Genomic DNA, 19,849 nt, shown 5'->3' with positions numbered 1-19,849 from the left:
CGCGACCGGGTCGCCCTCCTCCGTTCCGGCGGTTGTCCGATGCGGCGGCACGGTCGTTGTCCACGGCGCGCCGGCGCCGCGAGGTGGCACGGCCGTCGGTATCCGTGGGCGCGACGCCCGCTCGGTCGCGGTCGGGCGCGAAACGGTCGCGTGGCGCCGCGGTGCGGTCCCCGGTCGCGGTGCGACCGGTAGCTGCGGTGGTGCGGCCGTTGTGCGCCGATTCGCCGCGTTCGCTCCTCGTCGCCGGGCCGCGCCGCCGGGGGTTGCGGGCCGCGCTGCCGCCTCGGGCGGGGCGGCGGGAATTCTGCTCGGCGCGTTCAGGTTTCGCGGCGGGCGCGACCGGTGCCGCGACCGTGCCGACCAATGCGGTGACCTGGGCCGAATCCGGGCTCACCTGTTGCGGGCGGACGTCGAGTCCGGCCTTGCGCAGCAGTACCGCGACGTCCTTGCGCTGTTCCGGCAGCATGATCGTCACGACGTCGCCGGTGCTGCCGGCGCGGGCGGTGCGCCCCGAGCGGTGCAGATAGGCCTTGTGTTCGGCGGGCGGGTCGACGTGCACGACGAGTTCGACATCGTCGACGTGCACGCCGCGGGCCGCGATATCGGTCGCGACCAGGACGCGCGTGGTGCCGTCGGCGAAGGCGGCCAGATTGCGGTCTCGCGCGACCTGCGACAGATTGCCGTGCAGATCGGCGGCCGGAATTCCGGCGGTGGTGAGCTGTTTGGCCAGCCGCCGCGCATGATGTTTGGTGCGCATGAACAGGATTCGCCGTCCGGTTCCGGAGGCGAGGGTCTGGACCAGCACGCGCTTGGCCTCGCTGTCGCCGATCTCGAAGACGTGATGGGTCATCGCGGGCACCGGTGAGTGGGCCTCGTCGACCGTGTGCGACAACGGGTTTCGCAGGAAGCGCTGCACCAGCTTGTTCACGCCGTTGTCCAGGGTGGCGGAGAACAGCATCCGCTGCCCGTCGGCGGGGGTCGCGGCCAGGATTCGGGTGACGCCGGGCAGGAAGCCGAGATCGGCCATGTGGTCGGCCTCGTCCAGCACCGTGATCCGCACCTCGTCCAGGGCGACCAGGCGCTGTTTGATCAGATCCTCCAGCCGGCCCGGGCAGGCGACGACGATATCGGCCCCCGAGCGCAGTTCGCGGACCTGGCGCGCCTGCGGCACCCCGCCGAACACCGTCACCACTCGCAGATCGCAGGCATCGGCCAACGGCTGGAGGGTCGCGGCGATCTGAGTGGCCAATTCACGGGTGGGCGCCAGCACCAGACCTGCGGGCCGGCCCGGGACGCGCCGGTGACCGAGGCGGTGCAGCCGGTCGACCATCGGAATCGCGAAGGCGAGGGTCTTGCCGCTGCCGGTGCGCCCGCGAGCGAGCACATCGCGGCCGGCCAGCGTGTCCGGAAGTGTCGCGGCCTGGATCGGCAGCGGTGCGGTGAAACCCTGTGCGGTCAGCGCGCGCACCAGCGGCGCGTCGACGCCGAGGGTTGCGAAGGTGGCGGCAGGGCTCGATGAACGAGTCGTCATGAGTAGTCGTGGTGCCTTTCGAGCAGCAGAGTCAACCGCAGCGGCGCTGGGGTTGCAGCGGCGCCGGGCTTCGTAGCACGCACGGAGGCTGACCGCTGGGTGGCCGACGCGAAGAGTAGACATCCACGACGGAGGGAGTACGAGTAACCGATACTCCTCGATCAGCCTATCCCGTCCCGGCGGTTTCCCGGGCATCACGGGACAGTGACGGTTCTCTCCTCACCGGGCGACGTGGATCACCGGGCTGTGGGGACCACTCGGCCGCGTGAACCGCTGGGCGAGTTCACAGGTTTCTCCCAGCGGCGTCCCAGCCGGTCGGCGGCGCGGACGACCATCATGGCAGCCATGACCGAAACTGCTATCGCGCCGGGCCGGCCGGCGGACGGCGTGACGACGCCCGGCCGGGGCCGCACGCGGAGGCTGCCGTGGGAGCACCTGGGACTCGTCGCGCTGCTGGGCGGCACCGCGATCGCCTATCTGTGGAATCTGAGCGCGAACGGCTGGGCCAACTCCTTCTATGCCGCCGCGGTGCAGTCGGGTGCGAAATCGTGGAAGGCGTTCTTCTTCGGTTCCTCGGACTGGGGCAATTCGATCACCGTCGACAAGACGCCGGCGTCGCTGTGGCCGATGGAGATCTCGGCTCGCCTCTTCGGGATGAACAGCTGGAGCATGCTGATCCCGCAGGTGCTGATCGCGGTCGCCGCGGTCGCCCTGCTGTGGGCGACACTGCGCCGGACCTTCGGCCCCGGGGCCGGGCTGCTCGGCGGGCTCGCGCTGGCGGTGACGCCCGTCGCGACGCTGATGTTCCGTTACAACAACCCCGACGTGCTGCTCGTCTTTCTGATGGTCGCGGCCGTCTGGGCGATGACGCGTGCCCTCGAGGACGGCCGGTGGCGCTGGCTCGTGCTGTGCGGAGGTTTCGTCGGCATGGGTTTTTTGGCCAAACAGCTGCAGGTGCTGCTGGTGGTTCCCGCGCTGGCGCTGACCTACCTGTTCGCCGGACCGCCGAAACTGGGTAAACGGCTGCTGCAACTGCTGGCCGCCGGTGCGGGTCTGGTGGTCGGCGCGGGTTGGTGGGTGCTGATCGCCCAGCTGTGGCCCGCCGACGCGCGGCCGTATTTCGGTGGGTCCAAGAACAACTCGATCATCGAACTCACCCTCGGCTACAACGGTCTGCAGCGACTGGGCATGGATTCCGGCGGTTTCGGCGGCGGTCTGCCCGGGCCGCCGCCCGGCGGTGGCCACGGCCGCGGACCGTCCTTCGGGTCCGAGGCCGGGATCACCCGGATGTTCAGTGAGACCGTCGGCGGTCAGATCGCATGGCTGATACCGGCCGCGCTGATTCTGTTCGTCGCGGGACTCGCGCTGCGCGGCAAGGCTTCTCGCACCGATCCGCGGCGCGCCTCGCTCCTGCTGTGGGGCGGCTGGGCGCTGGTGACCGCGCTGGTGTTCAGCTTCATGAAGGGAATCTTCCATCAGTACTACACCGTGGCACTGGCTCCGGCCGTCGCCGGTGTGGCCGGCATCGGCGCTGTGTTGCTGTGGCGCGAACGCGACCGTTTGTGGGTCCGGCTGGCCCTCGCGGGCGCCTCGGCCTCGACCACGGTCACCGCGGTGGTTCTGCTGAACCGGACTCCTGATTTCGTTCCGTGGCTGCGATGGGTGATCGCGGTGACCGGAGCGGTGGCCGCCGTCGCGCTCATCGTTCCTCAGCCGCGCCGGATGGCGGGCTGGGCCGCGACCCTCGCCGTGGTCACCGCTCTCGCCGGGCCGGTGGCCTACTCGATCCAGACCATCGCCTCCGCCCACAACGGCGGCATCGTCCTCGCCGGACCGAAGACCAGCGGCGGCTTCGGCTTCGGCTTCGGGCCGGGTGGCCCAGATGGCGCGTGCGGCCCCGCCGGGCCGGGTGGTACCGGCAGCGGACCCTCCGCACCCGCACCGGGCGTGAACGGAACTCGTCCGGGTGTCTCGGGCCAGGAGGTACCCGGCGCCCCGCCCGCTGGGGCGGAGAACGGATGCGCGCCGGCCGGACTCAGCGCAGGACCGGCGAACGACGGTTCGGATTCGGCCGGCACCGCCCAGCCTCCCGGACAACCGGGCCGGGCGCCGCGGTCCGGCGAGCCGACGGCTACCGGGCCCGGCATGGGTGAGCGGACGAATCAGCAGTTGATCGATCTGCTGAAGAACACCGGCGCCGGCTACACGTGGGCGGCCGCGGCGATCAGCTCGATGGGTGCCGCGGACCTGCAGCTCGATTCGGGTTACGCGGTCATGTCGATCGGCGGATTCGGTGGCGGTGATCCGTCGCCGACCCTCGATCAGTTCCGCGCCGATGTCGCACAGGGGCGCATCCACTACTTCATCGGCTCCGAGCGGCGCGGTCCCGGATCGGGTGAAACCTCGGAGGCGAGCCGGATCGCCCAGTGGGTCGAGAGTACGTATGTGGCGACCGATGTCGGCGGAACGAAGGTCTACGACCTGACGGCCACCCGGTAACCCGCGGGGCGGGTGGCGGCCCCGCGCCGCCACCGCCTCGGTTCGGTGCGGCAGACTGCGACCATGACTGGAGCCACGGCGTCGAAATACAGTGCGGGAGTTCTGCTGTTCCGGCATGCCCCGCGGCTGCAGGTGTTGCTCGGACATATGGGCGGTCCGTACTGGGCGCGCAAGGATGCCGGTGCCTGGTCGGTCCCCAAGGGCGAGTACGCACCGGATTCCGAGGATGCCCGGACGGCCGCGGCGCGTGAGTTCACCGAGGAACTGGGCCTGCCCGTACCCGACGGTGACTGGATCGCGCTGGGGGAGTCGCACTACGGCAGCGGTCGCTCCCGCAAGCGGGTCACCGTATGGGCCGTGGCAGGCGATCTGGATCCCGAGCAGGTGGTCCCCGGCACCTTCGAGATGCAGTGGCCGCCGAGATCCGGCCGCACGCAGACGTTTCCGGAGATCGATCGGGTCGAGTGGCTCGAACCGGAGCTCGCGCGCGAGAAGATCGTTACTGGTCAGCGTCCCTTTCTGGACCGGCTCACCGAGGTGCTCGCGGACGGCTGAGGTTCAGCGGTAGGCGTCGGCGGTCCCGTCACCACCGGATTCGACGAGCCGTACGCCCCGGAGTTCGTGCACGGTCAGCCGATGGGCGGGGCGCGCCCCGTCCCACGTCGGGACGAGGTTGCGACGACGCGCGGCGTAGGCGGTCATGAGATCGCGCGCCAGCCGGGCCGGCGATACCCGGTCGACCGCGGCCCGCCGCAGAATCACCACCAGCAGATGGTGCGGAATGTCCTCGGGATCGCCGAGCGGCCGGAACGTTCTCGCCCGCACCGGAACCGACAGTGGCGCAGCCGTTTCCGCGTCCATGAATTCGGTGATCGCGTCCGGCAATTCGGCTGCGATCACCGGCGTCGGCACCAGTCGTGGCAACACCGCGGCGGTCGCGGACAAAACCCGGGGCGCCGCACTCGAACCGGGCATCGGGTAGACGGTGCGTAGCTGTTCGTGCCGCGCGATCAGATCGGCGAAGGCGTCGCGCAATCCGACGGCATAGAGATATCCCGTGAAATGCACGGTGAACGATGCCGTCCCCGCGGGCGTCGGACCGACAGGCGGCACGGCGGGGACCACCGCGGCGGTAGAGCGCAGTTCCATCCGGCATTTCCGTTCCTCGTCCGTACCCCAGTCCCGGCGGGCACACGCGGAGCCTAACTCCGAACACGCGTCCGCGCTGTTCGACGGGTACGGGCGAGGGTTATCGGCCGTACGGCCAGCGCCAGTCGGCCACCTCCGGAATATCGGCGCCGTGCTCGCGCGTCCAGATACGCGCGGCCAGACGGGCATCGGCCATGTCCTGGCGCAGCCCGGCCGCCTGGGTGCCCAGTCCGGGAACGCGGTCGATCACATCCATCACCAGGTGATAGCGGTCGAGGTCGTTGAGCATCACCATGTCGAACGGGGTGGTCGTGGTGCCTTTCTCCTTGTATCCGCGCACGTGCAGCCCGGAGTGGTTGGTGCGCTGATAGGTGAGCCGGTGGATCAGCCAGGGATAGCCGTGGAAGGCGAAGATGACCGGCCGATCCCGGGTGAACAAGGTGTCGAATTCGCGATCGGGCAGGCCGTGCGGATGTTCGTCCGCCGGCAGCAGCCGCATCAGATCGACCACATTCACCACGCGAATGCGCAACTGCGGCAACCGTTCGCGCAGAATGGCGGCGGCCGCCAGTGTCTCCAGGGTCGGTACGTCGCCGGCGCAGGCCAGCACCACATCGGGAGTCGTGCCCGTCTCGTCGTTGTGGCCGGCCCATTCCCAGATACCGGCCCCGCGGGCACAGTGCAGCCGCGCCTCGTCGACCGACAGCCAATCCGCCTGCGGCTGTTTGCCGGCCACCACCACGTTCACGTAATGCCGGGACCGCAGGCAGTGATCGTAGGTCGACAGCAGCGTGTTGGCGTCCGGCGGCAGATAGACGCGCACGATCGAAGGCTGCTTGTTCATCACCACATCGAGGAAACCCGGGTCCTGATGGGTGAATCCGTTGTGATCCTGCCGCCACACATGGGAGGTCAGCAGATAGTTCAGGCTCGGAACGGGCCGGCGCCACGGCACCGCGCTGCTGGCGTCCAGCCACTTCGCGTGCTGGTTGAACATCGCGTCGACGATGTGGATGAAGGCCTCGTAACAGGTGAACACACCGTGCCGCCCGGTGAGCAGGTAGCCCTCCAGCAGGCCCTGGCACATATGTTCCGACAGCACCTCGATCACGCGGCCGCGGCGGTCCAATTTCACGTCGAATTCCCCGATGTCGGCCTGCCAGTTGCGGCCGGTGACGGTGAGGACGTCCTGGAGCCGGTTACTGGCCAATTCGTCGGGTGCGAGGATCAGGAAATTGTCGCGGTTGGCAGCGGTGACGTCGCGCAGCCACGTGCCCAGCACCTGGGTGGCCTCGTGCGAGGTGGCGCCCGGCGCGGGGACCTCCACGCCGTAGCGGCGCCAATCCGGCAGTCGCAGATCCTGCATCGTCGCGCCGCCGTTGGCTACCGGATTGGCGCTCATCCGCCGCGGCCCCGCCGGGACCTGGCGCAGCAACTGCGGATACGGGCGGCCGTCCTCGTCGAACAGTTCCGCGGGACGATACGACTGCAGCCACTGCTCGAGCACCCGGCGGTGCCCGTCGTCGGAACGCGCGGCGGGCAGCGGCACCTGATGGGCGCGGAAGGTGCCCTCGACCTGGTCGCCGTCGACCACCGGCGGGCACGTCCAGCCCTTCGGCGTGCGCAGCACGATCATCGGCCAGCGGGGACGCGTCCCGTCGCCGCTCTCGCGCGCGGCGCGCTGGAATTCGGCGATGCGGTCCAGGCTGCGATCCAGCGCGGCGGCCATCGCCTGGTGTACGGCCGCGGGGTCGTGCCCGGCGACGATGATCGGGTCGTAGCCGTACCCGTGCAGCAGCGACAGCAGTTCGGATTCCGGAATGCGGGCCAGCAGGGTCGGATTCGCGATCTTGTATTCGTTGAGCGCCAGAATCGGCAGCACCGCGCCGTCGCGCGCCGGATTGAGGAATTTGTTCGCATGCCAGCTGGTCGCCAGCGGCCCGGTCTCGGCCTCGCCGTCGCCGATCACGCAGAACACGGTCAGGTCGGGATGGTCGAGTGCGGCGCCGTAGGCGTGCAACAGGGAATAGCCGAGCTCGCCGCCCTCGTGGAAGGAACCCGGTGTCTCGGGCGCGCAATGGCTGGGCACGCCGCCGGGATAGGAGAACTGCGCGAACAGCGCGCCCATTCCGGCCCCGTCGCGCGAAATATTGCCGTACAGCTCGGAATACGTGCCTTCCAGCCAGGCACACGCATTCGGCCCCGGCCCTCCGTGTCCCGGCCCGGCGACGAAGACCGCGTCCAGATCGCGGGTCCGGATCGCCCGGTTGGCATGGGCCCACACCAGATTCAGTCCCGGCACGGTTCCGAAGTGCCCGAGCAGACGCGGTTTGATGTGCTCGGCCGCCAGCGGGGTGCGCAGCAGGGGATTGGCCGTCAGATAGATCTGGCCCACCGCCAGATAGTTCGCCGCGCGCCACCACGCGTCCAGATCGGCGAGTTCGTCCGGTGAGAGCGGGCCGGGGACCTCGGCCAGCCGATACGGTTCGGGTGCGATCGTGGCCCCGCCGCTGCCGCCGATATTGTCGGCGGCCGTATCCGCGCCGGTCGGGTCGGTGGCCGGGACCCGTCCTTCCGAACTCGCCAAGTCGGTCACGATCGTGCTCCTCGCAGTGGGGTGTTCGGGTAACCGCTTCGGATGGAGACTCGACGCCAGGCTACCGGGCCGCGGCGATCCCGGGCCGATCCGCACCCGCAGCCCGGATATCCGCACCCGATGCCGGAAAACCTCCCGCGCCCGCCGGATCGAACGGGCGGTGACGGGGCCCACAGCCGGTCCGTCCGCCGCACCGATTAGGGTGCGGCGCATGCAGACTTTGGCCAGGATCATCGGCACGGCCGCCGTCGCGGTCGCGGCGGTCGCCCTCACCGCCTGCGGCGGCAACGACGACAACGGCTCGGCGACGACCTCGAGCACCGTCGCAGGCGCCCAGCCGAGCGCGGGCACCTCGGCCGCCGCGGCTCCCACGGCGAGCCACGGCCGCGAATGCACCGCCGACGACATCGGTGTCACCGGCGGCTTCGGCCAGGCGCCGACCATCACCATTCCCGACAATTGCGATCCGCCGAAGCAGCTGGTCACCAAGGATCTCGTCGAGGGCACCGGTCCGGCGGCGGCGACCGGCCAGCCGGTGGAGATGAACTACACGCTGGTCACCTGGTCGGACAAGAAGAAGCTGGACAGCTCCTTCGACCGCGGCCAGACCTTCCCGCTCACCCTCGGTACCGGTGAGGTCATCCAGGGCTGGGACCAGGGCCTGATCGGTATCAAACAGGGCGGCCGCCGCCTGCTGATCATCCCGCCCGACCTCGGCTACGGCCAGGGCGGCCAGGGTGTGAAGCCCAACGAAACCCTCGTCTTCGTCACCGATGCCGTGAAGGTCGGTTGATCGACGCCTTCGGCGGCAAAGCCGCCGCCGACCGAGGCGGGCCAGCCGATTGCGGCCCGAATACCGCTGTCGACTACCCTTGATCGGATGCGATTTCGGGGGGAAACAGCGCCGTTGTATGGCGGCACCCGAACATCGTCGCCGGCGGATCACACCTCCGTCCGGCGGCCACACAGACCAGTGAACAACGAACAAGGAGCATGTCCGTGAAGAGCACCGTCGAGCAGCTGAGCCCGACCCGGGTCCGCATCAATGTCGAGGTGCCCTTCGAGGAGCTGAAGCCGGACTTCGACAAGGCGTACCGGGCGCTGGCCCAGCAGGTTCGCATTCCCGGCTTCCGTCCGGGCAAGGCCCCGGCCAAGCTGCTCGAGGCCCGCCTCGGTCGCGGCGCCATCCTGGAGCAGGTCGTCAACGACGCGCTGCCGGCTCGCTACAGCGAGGCCGTCACCGCCTCCGAGGTGAAGGTGCTCGGCCAGCCCGAGATCGAGATCACCAAGATCGAGGACGGCGACGAGCTGGCGTTCACCGCCGAGGTCGACGTCCGTCCCGAGATCGCGCTGCCCGACTACGAGAGCATCGAGGTCACCGTCGATCCGCTGAGCATCGGCGACGAGGACATCGACCAGCAGCTGCAGTCGCTGCGCCAGCGCTTCGGCACCCTGAAGAGCGTCGAGCGCGCCGTGCAGGAGGGCGACTTCGTCTCCATCGACCTGTCGGCCACCGTGGACGGCGAAGAGGTCTCCGAGGCGACGACCTCCGGTCTGTCGCACGAGGTCGGCTCCGGCCAGCTGATCGAGGGCCTGGACGACACCCTCATCGGCCTGAAGGCGGAGGAGTCCAAGGACTTCACCTCCACCCTGGTGGCCGGCGAGCACGCCGGTAAGGAAGCCGTCATCACCGTGAAGGTGAACTCGGTCAAGGAACGCGAGCTGCCCGAGGCCGACGACGAATTCGCCCAGATGGCAAGCGAATTCGACACCATCGACGAGTTGAAGGAAGATCTGCGCAAGCGGGTCGAGCAGGGCAAGAAGGTGGAGCAGGCCGGCGAGATTCGCGACAAGGTGCTCGAGGCGCTGCTGGACAAGACCGAGGTGCCGCTGCCCGAGGCGGCGGTACAGGCCGAGGTCGACGCCGTGCTGCACGACGCGGTGCACGGCTTCGACCACGACGAGGCGAAGTTCGCCGAGGCGCTCGAGGCTCAGGGCAGCACCCGCGAGGAGTTCGACAAGGACTCGAAGGAGGCCGCCGAGAAGTCGGTGAAGACCCAGCTGCTGCTGGACGCGATCGCCGAATCGGAGAACACCCAGGTCGGCCAGCAGGAGCTGACCGAGCGGATCCTGTTCCAGTCGCAGCGCTACGGCATGGCGCCGGAACAGTTCATCCAGCAGATCCAGCAGGCCGGACAGCTCGGCGCGATCTTCGCCGACGTGCGCCGCGGTAAGGCGCTGGCCGGCGTGGTGATCAAGGCCAAGGTCACCGACACCGACGGCAACACGGTCGACACCGCCGAGATGTTCGGTGAGCCGGCCGAGGCGGTGGCGGATTCCGAGGGCGCCGCGGAGTCGGCCGAGAACGCCGCCGAGTAGCCATCGGCGACATATGAGTCAGCTGTAAGCGAAGCAAGGCGGTACCGGGAGTTCGGTGCCGCCTTGTTTCGTTAGGGTTTGTGTCAACCGAATCAGGCCGCGGTCGGACGTCGGGGACGGAGGCGGTAGCTTGCGTAACCACGAAGGGCCCCGGAAGACCGCATATTGGACAGAGGCTGTGCCGGCAGGCATCGTGCCGGCGAGAGAGGGCAGGTATCCGTGACAATCAATCAGGCTGTGGCACCTTTGAAGTCGGGGCCGGTCATGACATCCGCGACTGCTGGGCTCAACCTCAGTGATTCGGTGTACGAGCGTTTGCTCCGCGACCGCATCATCTTCCTGGGCACCCAGGTCGACGACGACATCGCCAACAAGCTGTGCGCGCAGATCCTGCTGCTCACGGCCGAGGACCCGAACCGCGACATCTCGCTCTACATCAACTCCCCCGGCGGGTCGGTCACCGCGGGCATGGCCATCTACGACACCATGCAGTTCGCCGAATGCGATATCGCGACCATCTCGTTCGGCCTGGCGGCCTCGATGGGCCAGTTCCTGCTCACCGCGGGCACCAAGGGCAAGCGCTATGCGCTGCCGCACACCCGGATCATGATGCACCAGCCCTCCGCCGGTATCGGCGGTAGCGCGGCCGACATCTCGATCTACGCCGAGCAGCTCGCCCACACCAAGCGGGAGCTGAACGAACTGCAGGCACAGCACACCGGACAGTCCGTGGAGCAGGTCACCGCCGACGCCGACCGCGACCGCTGGTTCACCGCGGCCCAGGCGCTGGAGTACGGCTTCATCGACCACGTGATCACCAATGCCCGCCAGGCGAACGGCGCCGGTAACTGAGCGCGAAACCGCTCATCCCCCATCGACTTTGGAGACGAAGATGACCCTGATCGACCCGCGTGCCGGCCTGTCCGGTAGCGCACCGGCGAGCCCGCAGGCCCGCTACATTCTGCCGTCGTTCATCGAGCACTCGAGCTTCGGCGTCAAGGAGTCCAACCCCTACAACAAGCTGTTCGAGGAGCGCATCATCTTCCTCGGCGTGCAGGTGGACGACGCCTCGGCCAACGACGTCATGGCGCAGCTGCTGGTACTGGAGTCGCTCGATCCCGACCGCGACATCACCATGTACATCAACTCGCCCGGTGGTTCCTTCACCTCGCTGATGGCCATCTACGACACCATGCAGTACGTGCGTGCCGATGTCGCGACGGTCTGCCTGGGCCAGGCGGCCTCGGCGGCGGCTGTGCTGCTGGCGGCGGGAACCCCGGGCAAGCGGGCCTGCCTGCCGAACGCCCGCGTGCTGATCCACCAGCCGTCGCTGGAGGGTGGCATCCAGGGCCAGGTCTCCGATCTGGAGATCCAGGCCGCCGAAATCGAGCGCATGCGCCGGTTGATGGAGACCACGCTGGCCCGCCACACCGGTAAGGATGCCGACACCATCCGCAAGGACACCGATCGCGACAAGATCCTGACCGCCGACGAGGCCAAGGATTACGGAATCATCGACACGGTGTTCGACTACCGCAAGCTGAGCGCCCAGAAGAAGTGATCCGGAAGAAGTGATCCGGCCGCGGGGCTCGCCGAGCGGGCCCCGCGGGCGCTGGTCCGGGCGGCGGAGCGAGGTCGGCACCGCCCGGATCGGCAGCCGGGATGGCCGTGGTGAGGGCGCGTCGGGTGAGCTTTCCGACACTCTCTCCGCGAGAAACATCCTCGAGTTGTCGACCTCCGTCGCGTCGACCGGGTACGGTCGGTCTAGGGACCTTGGCTCATGGGGTGTCGGCATGAACGACCGACCCGGACGACATACGCCGAAGTGCGAGAATCCGATCGACGCGCGACACTGATCGGATGCACGGCGGGTAGCGTTGTTCGAAGGCGGCTTGTCGGCATCCGGGACAGACGGTTGCACGCGGACAAGGAAGTAGGGACCCACGAGATGGCGCGCATCGGTGATGGCGGCGATCTGCTGAAATGCTCGTTCTGCGGAAAGAGTCAGAAGCAGGTCAAGAAGCTCATTGCGGGACCAGGGGTGTACATCTGCGACGAGTGCATCGACCTCTGCAACGAGATCATCGAAGAGGAGCTGGCCGAGTCGAGTGAGGTCAAACTCGACGAGCTGCCCAAGCCGGCGGAGATCCGGGAATTCCTCGAGCAGTACGTGATCGGCCAGGATTCGGCCAAGCGCACGCTGGCCGTGGCCGTCTACAACCATTACAAGCGCATCCAGGCCGGTGACAAGGGCCGCGACAGCCGCGGCGAGCCGGTCGAGCTGATGAAGTCGAACATTCTCATGCTCGGCCCCACCGGCTGCGGTAAGACCTACCTCGCGCAGACGCTGGCCAAGATGCTCAACGTCCCCTTCGCCATCGCGGACGCCACCGCGCTGACCGAGGCCGGCTATGTCGGTGAGGATGTCGAGAACATCCTGCTCAAGCTGATCCAGGCCGCCGATTACGACGTCAAGCGCGCCGAGACCGGCATCATCTACATCGACGAGGTCGACAAGATCGCCCGCAAGAGCGAGAACCCGTCGATCACTCGCGACGTCTCCGGTGAGGGCGTGCAGCAGGCGCTGCTGAAGATTCTCGAGGGCACCCAGGCGAGCGTGCCGCCGCAGGGCGGGCGCAAGCATCCGCATCAGGAGTTCATCCAGATCGACACGACGAACGTGTTGTTCATCGTGGCCGGCGCCTTCGCCGGGCTGGAGAAGATCGTGCAGGACCGGGTCGGCAAGCGCGGCATCGGTTTCGGCGCCGAGGTCCGGTCCAAGGCCGAGATCGACACCGCCGACCACTTCGCCGAGGTCATGCCCGAGGATCTGATCAAATTCGGCCTGATCCCCGAATTCATCGGCCGCCTGCCGATGGTCGCCTCGGTGACCAACCTCGACAAGGAATCGCTGGTCCGCATCCTGTCCGAGCCGAAGAACGCACTGGTGAAGCAGTACGTGCGCCTGTTCGAGATGGACGGTGTGGACCTGGAGTTCACCAAGGACGCCTTGGAGGCGGTGGCGGATCAAGCCATCCTGCGCGGCACCGGTGCCCGCGGTCTGCGCGCCATCATGGAAGAAGTGCTGCTGCCGGTGATGTACGACATCCCGAGCCGCGACGATGTCGCCAAGGTGGTCATCAACGCCGAGACGGTCAACGACAACGTGCTGCCGACCATCGTGCCGCGCAAGCGCCAGGCGGCCGAGCGCCGCGAGAAGTCGGCCTGAGCGGAGAGCGTTTCCGAGAGCTGCGAAAGGGGCGGGAGGTCTGAACCTCCCGCCCCTTGTCGTGCCCGTGATCCGGAATGGCTTCTTGCTAGTCCTGTGCCCAGGGCACCCGGCAGGAATCGGTGCTGAAGCCTTGCGCGGTGATGCCGAGCGCCGAATACGTACGGGCGCGGGAATTCTCCAGCGCGATCTGATAACTCAACTCCACGACGCCCGCGTCACCGAAGCGGGCCCGCAGGTCCTCGATCTGCTCATCGGTGACCGTGGTGGGAGTGGCGGTCATGGCGTCGGCGTAGCCGATCGCGGCGCGCTCGTCCGCGCTGTAGGCCGGCGAGGTCTGGTACTCGGCGATCTGCTTCAGCTTGTCGATATCGAGGTGGCTCAGCCGCATCAGCATCGTGCCGAAATCGACGCACCAGGAACAGCCGATCGTCCAGGCCACCCGGTAGACCGCGATCTCGAGAACATCGTCGGGAACGACGGAGGTGGCGCGGCCGACCAAAGACTCGTGGGCCGCGTACGCCGTGAGCATTTTCGGATGATTGGCGAGCACAGCCATCGGCTCGGGCACCTCGCCGAACCTGCGCTTGCTGACGCGGTACATAAACCGGGTCAGTGGGCCCGCCTGCTGCGGCGGCACCGGGGGAATGCGGGTGGCACTCATGATTCTCCCTTCGGAAGACGGTTCACCCCTTGGACGAGACGCCGTCCCTCGATGTGACGGGGCCGAAATGTGATGCCGGTCTCATCCCTCCGAGCGTAGTCGCGGTGAACCAAAAAGTAATAAGCGTAGACATATGATATGCGTCAGCCTATGATCAGTTCATGACTAATATTTCCGAACTCGATCGCAAGGCGGTCGACTACAGCGTGACGATCGTGTCGAAGGTGGCCCGTAACGATCTGCACCGGCCCACACCCTGTGGCGAATGGGATCTGACCCAGCTGCTCACCCATATGGCCGCGCAGCACCGCGGCTTCGCGGCCGCCGCGCGTGGCCACGGTGGCGATCCGGCCGTCTGGCAGCTGGATCCACCGGCGGATCCGGTGGCGGTGTATCGCGAGGCGGCGGCCGATGTAACGGCGGCCTTCTCCGAAACCGGTGTGCTGGAAAGGGATTTCGCACTTCCGGAATTCGGCCCCGGGTTCACCGCCGCGGGCGGTCAGGCCATCGGTTTCCATCTCATCGACTACGTCGTGCACGGGTGGGATGTGGCCCGGGCGATCGGTCTGCCCTACGAGCTGGATCCGGAACTGGCCGAGCCCGCCGTGCGGATCGCCGAGGCGGTGCCCGACGGAGACTTTCGCTTGCAGCCGGGTTCGGCGTTCGCGCCCGCGGTGCCGGATGTCGACCCCTCCGATCCGCTCGCTCGGATCCTCGGCCTGCTGGGCCGATCGCCGTCGTGGCCGGTAGGGGCGAAATAGGCGTTCGCCCAATGGAATTGCGCAACCCGGCGCCCGAGCTTCCGGCGGCGCCGGCGAAGTCGGCCGGACCGCGGCGGAAGCGGACCGGCGAGCACGTATCTTGTTCGGCATGGCGGATGCGCAGCGACCCGATCTGGCGGCGATGATCGTCCCACTCGGACGTGCCCTGATGGCGGCCGAGCGGCCGGTACTCGAATCGCACGGGCTGACCATGTGGGCGTATTCGGTGCTGCTGGCGCTGGGCCGGGGGCCGGCGCGCGGGCAGGGCGTGCTCGCGGAGGAGATCGGCGCCGACAAGACCCGCATCATCGCCGTCCTCGACGATCTGCAGGAACGCGGCCTGATCGAGCGCTATCCGGATCCGGCCGACCGGCGGGCCCGCCTGCTGGCCGTGACCGAGGCGGGGCAGGCGCTGGTGCAGGCGGCACAGACCGATATCCAAACCAAGGAAGAAGCGCTGCTCGACCGCCTGGATGCGGCGGACCGGGCGGGATTCCTCAACGCCCTGATGGCGCTTGCGGTGGTTCCCCGCGCCGACATCGTCGATGCCGGCGCGGATTCGCAATAGAAGTATCGAGTTCTGGCGGTAGCGCGTGGAGTTGGTCGGAGGCGGTGACGACCGGTTGCCCCGTCGCGCCCGTTGCCGAAGATCGCCGTTGATCTTCCGTGGTTCGCCGTTGAACCTTTTCTCCGATGCTTGCTCATCGCCGGCGGGAGCGAACCCGTTACTGCTGTTCGGAGGCGCTCTCCCGGCGGCGGCTGGGCGGTTGCCTCACCTACTACGACGGCGTGGGAACCGGATATTCATCGGCGCCGGATCGCGCAGTTGCACGCGCTCCCGGGGTGCGGCCACGACGACGGCGGCGGCGAGTGCCGGCAGCAGCACGGCGGCGATCAGGCTGAGGGCGAAATTGCCGCCGCTCATCTGTTCCGGCTTGTGCGCGGCGTGGTAGATGAGGTGGGGAATTCCGAAGACCAGCCAGCCGATCCCGGCGACTCGGGCCACCACGCTGTCGCGGTAGTACAGCGCCGCCAGGCTGACCGCGCCGAGGCCGAGGAAGAATGCCCCGACGTCGGTGGCCAGGTGGTGGTTGTAGGGGCCGTCCATGCCCACCCAGTTCAGCCCGAAGCCGGGGAAACTGCGAAACCACGGTTCCGGCAGCAGTAGCGCCCAGAGTCCGACCACGAGGCCGTTGATCGCCAACAGCCACAACGAGATTCTGGTGATCAGCCGGCGGCGGCGGTTGGCGTCCAGGCGCATGCGCACCTGGACCCCCTCACCTGTGCCGTGTACCGAAATCCGCATCGCGTGCCCTCCCGTCCGCCGGTTGTCGCCTTACGGTAGGCCGGGCGAAACGCCAGGGACAAGAGGTGGAAGGCCTACGCCGATGCCGTCGCGGGACTCAGATCTGTTCGCTGATCAGGTCGTCGGGTCCCCAGTAGGCCCGCATGCTCGTGATCCGGCCCTGCTCGTCGAATTCCATGGCGTCGATGGCCGAGAGGGTCATGCGGTGGCCGCCGGCCTCGCCGACGAGGGTGAACGAGACGGCGGCGTGGTTGCCGACGATCCGGGCGGCGTGCAGCTCGGTCTTGCGTTCCATGGACTCCAGCGCCTGGTAGAGCTGGCCGATGGCCTCGTGCCCGTGGCGCGGGTCGCTGCCGATCGGGTCCTCGACGACGGCATCGGGTGCGTAGAGCGACAGGATTTCCGAGGTCGGACCGGTGGCCACCAACTGCACGTAGCGTTCGGCCGTTTCGCGGATCTGCTGCGCTGCCATGTGAACTCCCAAGAATTGAAACGTGTTCTAGTTGGCAGGGTAGCAGCATTCCACGGATCGGGGCGCCGGTTCGCGGGTCAGGTGCCGGTGGCTGCCGCGGGTGCGGTCTCGAGCCGGTCGGCCCCGCTGTAGATGTTCATCGTGTCGCCACGCAGGAAGCCGGCCAGGGTGAGGCCGTTGTCGGCGGCCAGGTCGACGGCCAGCGAACTGGGCGCCGAGACCGCGCCGAGCACCGGGATCCCCGCCATGACCGCCTTCTGGACGAGTTCGAACGAGGCCCGGCCACTGACGATCAGAAGGGTGTCGTGAGCCGGTACGCGCCCCTCGCGCAGCGCCCAGCCGATCACCTTGTCCACCGCGTTGTGCCGGCCGATGTCCTCCCGCACGGCCAGCACGGTGCCGTCGGGGGTGAACAGCCCGGCCGCGTGCAGTCCGCCGGTGGCGTCGAACACCGTTTGGCGCGAACGCAACTCATCCGGCAGGGCGGCCAGCAGCGCCGGATCGACGCGCGGTGACTCGGTCGGCAGCGGGAAGCGGCTGCGTGTGCGCACCTGATCCAGCGCGGTGGTGCCGCACAACCCGCACGAGCTGTTGGTCACGAACCCGCGGGGCTGGACCGCAACGGCCCGGCGCAGCTGGATATCGAGCACGTTGTAGGTGTTGCGACCTTCGTCGTCGGTCCCCGCGCAGCACCTCGCCGATACGATGTCGTCCGCCGACTCGATGATGTTCTCGCTGAACAGGAATCCGTGCAGCAGGTCGATGTCGTTGCCGGGGGTGCGCATGGTGACGGTCAGTGCCGTCCCGTCGACGCGCAGTTCCAGCGGCTCCTCCACGGCGAGCGTATCGGGCCGGGAGACGATACCCGCGGGCGTGATGCGCCGGGTGGGTCTGCGCGCGGTTACTCTGCTCACACGCTTCCTCGCAGTTCTGGTCGGTGCCGCCGCGCGGCCGGGCGGTCAGGCGGTGGTGTGGCGGTGCGGTTCCAGCCGGATCACGACCGCCTTGGAAACCGGGGTGTTGGAGCGCTCGGCGACGTGGTCGAGCGGGACCAGCGGGTTGGTTTCGGGGTAGTAGGCCGCGGCATTGCCGCGCGGCGTCGCGTAGCCGACGATCCGGAAACCGGTGACCCGGCGCTCGACCCCGTCGCTGAATTCGGAGATCAGATCCACGAGATCGCCGTCGGTGTAACCGAATTCGGCGATGTCGTCCGGATGCACCAGGACCACGCGCCGTGCGTTGTGGATGCCCCGATAACGGTCGTCGAGGCCGTATATCGTCGTGTTGTACTGGTCGTGGCTGCGCAGCGTCTGCAACAACAGCCGCCCCTGCGGGATCCGCGGCCAGTGCAGGTCGTTGACCGCGAAGTTGGCCTTCCCGGAGGCGGTGCGGAATTCGCGGTTGTCGCGGGGCGGATGCGGCAGCTGGAAACCGTTGCGACTGCGCACCTTCCGGTTGTAGTCGGCGCAGCCGGGCACCACCCGGGAGATGGCGTCGCGGATGTGGTCGTAGTCGCGGCGGAACCGCTCCCACGGCACGGGATGATCGGGGCCGAACAGCGCGAGTGCCAGCTCGCAGACGATCGCGACCTCACTGCGCAGATCGTCGCTCACCGGCTGCAGCCGTCCGGTGGACAGATGCACCATCGACATCGAATCCTCCACCGAAACCTGCTGTTTCGTCCCGTTCTGCAGATCGAGGTCGGTGCGGCCGAGGGTCGGCAGAATCAGTGCGGTACGGCCGTGCACGACATGGCTGCGGTTGAGTTTGGTCGAAATCTGCACGGTCAGCTCACAGGCGCGCAGAGCGGCCTCGGTGACCTCGGTATCCGGGGTCGCCGAGACGAAGTTGCCACCCATGCCCACGAACACCTTCGCGCGTCCGTCGCGCATGGCGCGGATGGAATCGACCGTGTCCCAGCCGTGTTCGCGCGGTGCGGTGATGCCGAATTCGGAATCCAACGCGTCGAGGAAACTCGCGGGCATCTTCTCCCAGATGCCCATGGTCCGGTCGCCCTGCACATTGGAATGTCCGCGCACCGGGCACACCCCCGCGCCCGGTTTGCCGATCATGCCGCGCAGCAGCAGCAGATTCGTCGCCTCCTCGATGGTGGCGACGCCGTGGCGCTGCTGCGTCAGGCCCATGGCCCAGCAGATGATGGTGGACTTCGAGCGCGCCAGCAGCTCGGCGGTACGGTCGAGCTGTTCGCGGGTCAGGCCCGTCGCCTCGATGACCTCGTCGAGATCCACTGCGCGCATATGCTTTTCGTACTCGGCGAATCCGGCGGTGTGCGCGTCGACGAAGAGCCGGTCCACCACGGTGCCGGGGGCGCGATCCTCCGCGTCGAACAGCAGTTTCGCCAGGCCCTGGAACAGGGCCATATCGCCGCCGAGGCGAATCTGCAGGAAGTCGTCGGCGATGGTGACGCCGGTGGTGAAACCCTTCACCGTCTGCGGATCCCGGAAGCCGATCAGTCCGGTCTCCGGCAGCGGATTCACCGCGATCACCGTGGCGCCGTGCGCTTTCGCGGTACTCAGCGCCGAGAGCATGCGCGGATGGTTGGTGCCGGGGTTCTGCCCGGCCACGATGATCAGATCGGCCGCGGCGAAATCGTCGATCGACACCGACCCCTTGCCGATACCGATCGACCGGGTGAGCGCCGCACCGGAGGATTCGTGGCACATATTCGAACAGTCGGGCAGATTGTTCGTGCCGAAGCTGCGCACCAGCAGCTGATAGAGAAAGGCCGTCTCGTTGGCGGTGCGCCCGGAGGTGTAGAACACGGCCTCGTCCGGAGAGAGCAGGGCGCGCAGCGTGTCCGCGATCAGCCGGTAGGCCTGCTCCCAGGCGATGGGGGAGTAGTGGGTGTCGCCGGGCCGCAACACCATCGGATGGGGCAGACGTCCCTGCTGTCCCAGCCAGTACCCGGTCTTGCCGGCGAGGTCGTCCACCGAGTGGGTGGCGAAGAATTCCGGCGTGACCGTGCGTAGTGTCGCCTCCTCGGCGACGGCCTTGGCGCCGTTCTCGCAGAATTCGGCCGGGCGGCGGTGGCCGGTGGGTTCGGGCCACGCGCAGCCGGGGCAGTCGAAACCGTGGCGCTGATTGACCCGGGCGAGGGTGCGGGCCGTGCGCACGATGCCCATCTCCTCGACGGCCCGGTCGAGGGCGACCGCGACGGCCGTGACGCCGGCGGCCTGCTCCTTCGGCGGGGTCACCGCCAGCTGGGCTTCGTCGATATCGCGAGTCGGCGGTTTGCGGTGCAT

General features: G+C 68.1%; 17 protein-coding genes. 9 read left to right on the top strand and 8 right to left on the bottom strand.

Annotated elements, in window-relative coordinates:
* Positions 1 to 1,531 (bottom strand): DEAD/DEAH box helicase (locus AC5592_RS32245; RefSeq protein WP_084507514.1); only part of this gene is annotated, 1,531 nt, incomplete at its 3' end.
* Between the two features lie 345 nt (positions 1,532 to 1,876).
* Here AC5592_RS32245 and AC5592_RS32240 point away from each other — a divergent pair.
* Both AC5592_RS32240 and AC5592_RS32235 read left to right on the top strand, forming a co-directional pair.
* Positions 1,877 to 4,030: an ArnT family glycosyltransferase gene (locus tag AC5592_RS32240; protein WP_063066354.1), complete on the top strand. Its 2,154-nt coding sequence runs from the start codon at positions 1,877 to 1,879 to the stop codon at positions 4,028 to 4,030.
* Positions 4,031 to 4,093: 63 nt separating this feature from the next.
* Entirely contained in the window at positions 4,094 to 4,585 is a 492-nt protein-coding gene (locus tag AC5592_RS32235) for an NUDIX hydrolase (protein WP_036499494.1), read from the top strand.
* Between the two features lie 3 nt (positions 4,586 to 4,588).
* Here the strand turns inward: AC5592_RS32235 and AC5592_RS32230 are convergent, their stop codons facing one another.
* Positions 4,589 to 5,179, bottom strand: coding sequence for a condensation domain-containing protein (locus AC5592_RS32230; protein ID WP_063066353.1), 591 nt, complete (start codon positions 5,177 to 5,179; stop codon positions 4,589 to 4,591).
* A gap of 100 nt (positions 5,180 to 5,279) precedes the next feature.
* Entirely contained in the window at positions 5,280 to 7,676 is a 2,397-nt protein-coding gene (locus tag AC5592_RS32225; RefSeq protein ID WP_084507522.1) for a phosphoketolase family protein, read from the bottom strand.
* Between the two features lie 310 nt (positions 7,677 to 7,986).
* Here AC5592_RS32225 and AC5592_RS32220 point away from each other — a divergent pair, with 310 nt between their 5' ends.
* The 5 genes from AC5592_RS32220 (at position 7,987) to clpX (ending at position 13,383) form a co-directional block, all read left to right on the top strand.
* Positions 7,987 to 8,568 (top strand): FKBP-type peptidyl-prolyl cis-trans isomerase, encoded by a 582-nt coding sequence (locus tag AC5592_RS32220; protein WP_036499499.1) that lies wholly within the window; start codon positions 7,987 to 7,989, stop codon positions 8,566 to 8,568.
* A gap of 206 nt (positions 8,569 to 8,774) precedes the next feature.
* Complete coding sequence (gene tig, locus AC5592_RS32215) at positions 8,775 to 10,154, top strand: trigger factor (RefSeq protein WP_036499500.1); 1,380 nt, start codon at positions 8,775 to 8,777, stop codon at positions 10,152 to 10,154.
* 264 nt (positions 10,155 to 10,418) lie between these two features.
* Entirely contained in the window at positions 10,419 to 11,006 is a 588-nt protein-coding gene (locus tag AC5592_RS32210; RefSeq protein WP_036499422.1) for an ATP-dependent Clp protease proteolytic subunit, read from the top strand.
* A gap of 40 nt (positions 11,007 to 11,046) precedes the next feature.
* Positions 11,047 to 11,715, top strand: a complete 669-nt coding sequence (locus AC5592_RS32205; RefSeq protein ID WP_036499423.1) for an ATP-dependent Clp protease proteolytic subunit — start codon at positions 11,047 to 11,049, stop codon at positions 11,713 to 11,715.
* A gap of 387 nt (positions 11,716 to 12,102) precedes the next feature.
* Entirely contained in the window at positions 12,103 to 13,383 is a 1,281-nt protein-coding gene (gene clpX / locus AC5592_RS32200; protein ID WP_036499502.1) for an ATP-dependent Clp protease ATP-binding subunit ClpX, read from the top strand.
* 88 nt (positions 13,384 to 13,471) lie between these two features.
* On the opposite strand, the gene AC5592_RS32195 is transcribed toward clpX, so the two are convergent.
* Positions 13,472 to 14,047, bottom strand: coding sequence for a carboxymuconolactone decarboxylase family protein (locus tag AC5592_RS32195; RefSeq protein WP_036499426.1), 576 nt, complete (start codon positions 14,045 to 14,047; stop codon positions 13,472 to 13,474).
* 161 nt (positions 14,048 to 14,208) lie between these two features.
* On the opposite strand from AC5592_RS32195, the gene AC5592_RS32190 reads away from it, so the two are divergent.
* Both AC5592_RS32190 and AC5592_RS32185 read left to right on the top strand, forming a co-directional pair.
* Complete coding sequence (locus tag AC5592_RS32190; protein ID WP_063066352.1) at positions 14,209 to 14,808, top strand: TIGR03086 family metal-binding protein; 600 nt, start codon at positions 14,209 to 14,211, stop codon at positions 14,806 to 14,808.
* Between the two features lie 109 nt (positions 14,809 to 14,917).
* Entirely contained in the window at positions 14,918 to 15,376 is a 459-nt protein-coding gene (locus tag AC5592_RS32185) for a MarR family winged helix-turn-helix transcriptional regulator (protein WP_063066351.1), read from the top strand.
* A 204-nt stretch (positions 15,377 to 15,580) separates the two neighbouring features.
* Here the strand turns inward: AC5592_RS32185 and AC5592_RS32180 are convergent, their stop codons facing one another.
* The 4 genes from AC5592_RS32180 to AC5592_RS32165 all read right to left on the bottom strand — a co-directional run bounded on the left by AC5592_RS32180 (position 15,581) and on the right by AC5592_RS32165 (position 19,849).
* Complete coding sequence (locus tag AC5592_RS32180; RefSeq protein WP_051024428.1) at positions 15,581 to 16,114, bottom strand: hypothetical protein; 534 nt, start codon at positions 16,112 to 16,114, stop codon at positions 15,581 to 15,583.
* A 97-nt stretch (positions 16,115 to 16,211) separates the two neighbouring features.
* On the bottom strand, positions 16,212 to 16,586 hold the full coding sequence (locus AC5592_RS32175; protein ID WP_030512726.1) for a nuclear transport factor 2 family protein: 375 nt from the start codon (positions 16,584 to 16,586) through the stop codon (positions 16,212 to 16,214).
* A gap of 77 nt (positions 16,587 to 16,663) precedes the next feature.
* Entirely contained in the window at positions 16,664 to 17,500 is an 837-nt protein-coding gene (gene fdhD / locus AC5592_RS32170) for a formate dehydrogenase accessory sulfurtransferase FdhD (protein WP_063066350.1), read from the bottom strand.
* A 45-nt stretch (positions 17,501 to 17,545) separates the two neighbouring features.
* A complete protein-coding gene (locus AC5592_RS32165) occupies positions 17,546 to 19,849 on the bottom strand; it encodes an FdhF/YdeP family oxidoreductase (protein WP_063066349.1) in 2,304 nt (767 codons plus the stop codon).

Source organism: Nocardia violaceofusca NBRC 14427 (assembly GCF_963869435.1).
Lineage (GTDB): Bacteria > Actinomycetota > Actinomycetes > Mycobacteriales > Mycobacteriaceae > Nocardia > Nocardia aobensis.
This window is presented reverse-complemented; position numbering and strand designations above follow the sequence as displayed.

Bases quoted from the DNA above. Each gene is read 5' to 3' on its own strand.
- AC5592_RS32165 (WP_063066349.1), bottom strand. From the start codon at position 19,849: ATGCACCGCAAACCGCCGACTCGCGATATCGACGAAGCCCAGCTGGCG.
- AC5592_RS32180 (WP_051024428.1), bottom strand. From the start codon at position 16,114: ATGCGGATTTCGGTACACGGCACAGGTGAGGGGGTCCAGGTGCGCATG.
- clpX (WP_036499502.1), top strand. From the start codon at position 12,103: ATGGCGCGCATCGGTGATGGCGGCGATCTGCTGAAATGCTCGTTCTGC.
- AC5592_RS32220 (WP_036499499.1), top strand. From the start codon at position 7,987: ATGCAGACTTTGGCCAGGATCATCGGCACGGCCGCCGTCGCGGTCGCG.
- AC5592_RS32205 (WP_036499423.1), top strand. From the start codon at position 11,047: ATGACCCTGATCGACCCGCGTGCCGGCCTGTCCGGTAGCGCACCGGCG.
- AC5592_RS32240 (WP_063066354.1), top strand. From the start codon at position 1,877: ATGACCGAAACTGCTATCGCGCCGGGCCGGCCGGCGGACGGCGTGACG.
- AC5592_RS32185 (WP_063066351.1), top strand. From the start codon at position 14,918: ATGGCGGATGCGCAGCGACCCGATCTGGCGGCGATGATCGTCCCACTC.
- AC5592_RS32235 (WP_036499494.1), top strand. From the start codon at position 4,094: ATGACTGGAGCCACGGCGTCGAAATACAGTGCGGGAGTTCTGCTGTTC.
- AC5592_RS32175 (WP_030512726.1), bottom strand. From the start codon at position 16,586: ATGGCAGCGCAGCAGATCCGCGAAACGGCCGAACGCTACGTGCAGTTG.
- AC5592_RS32190 (WP_063066352.1), top strand. From the start codon at position 14,209: ATGACTAATATTTCCGAACTCGATCGCAAGGCGGTCGACTACAGCGTG.
- AC5592_RS32210 (WP_036499422.1), top strand. From the start codon at position 10,419: ATGACATCCGCGACTGCTGGGCTCAACCTCAGTGATTCGGTGTACGAG.
- AC5592_RS32230 (WP_063066353.1), bottom strand. From the start codon at position 5,179: ATGGAACTGCGCTCTACCGCCGCGGTGGTCCCCGCCGTGCCGCCTGTC.
- AC5592_RS32195 (WP_036499426.1), bottom strand. From the start codon at position 14,047: ATGAGTGCCACCCGCATTCCCCCGGTGCCGCCGCAGCAGGCGGGCCCA.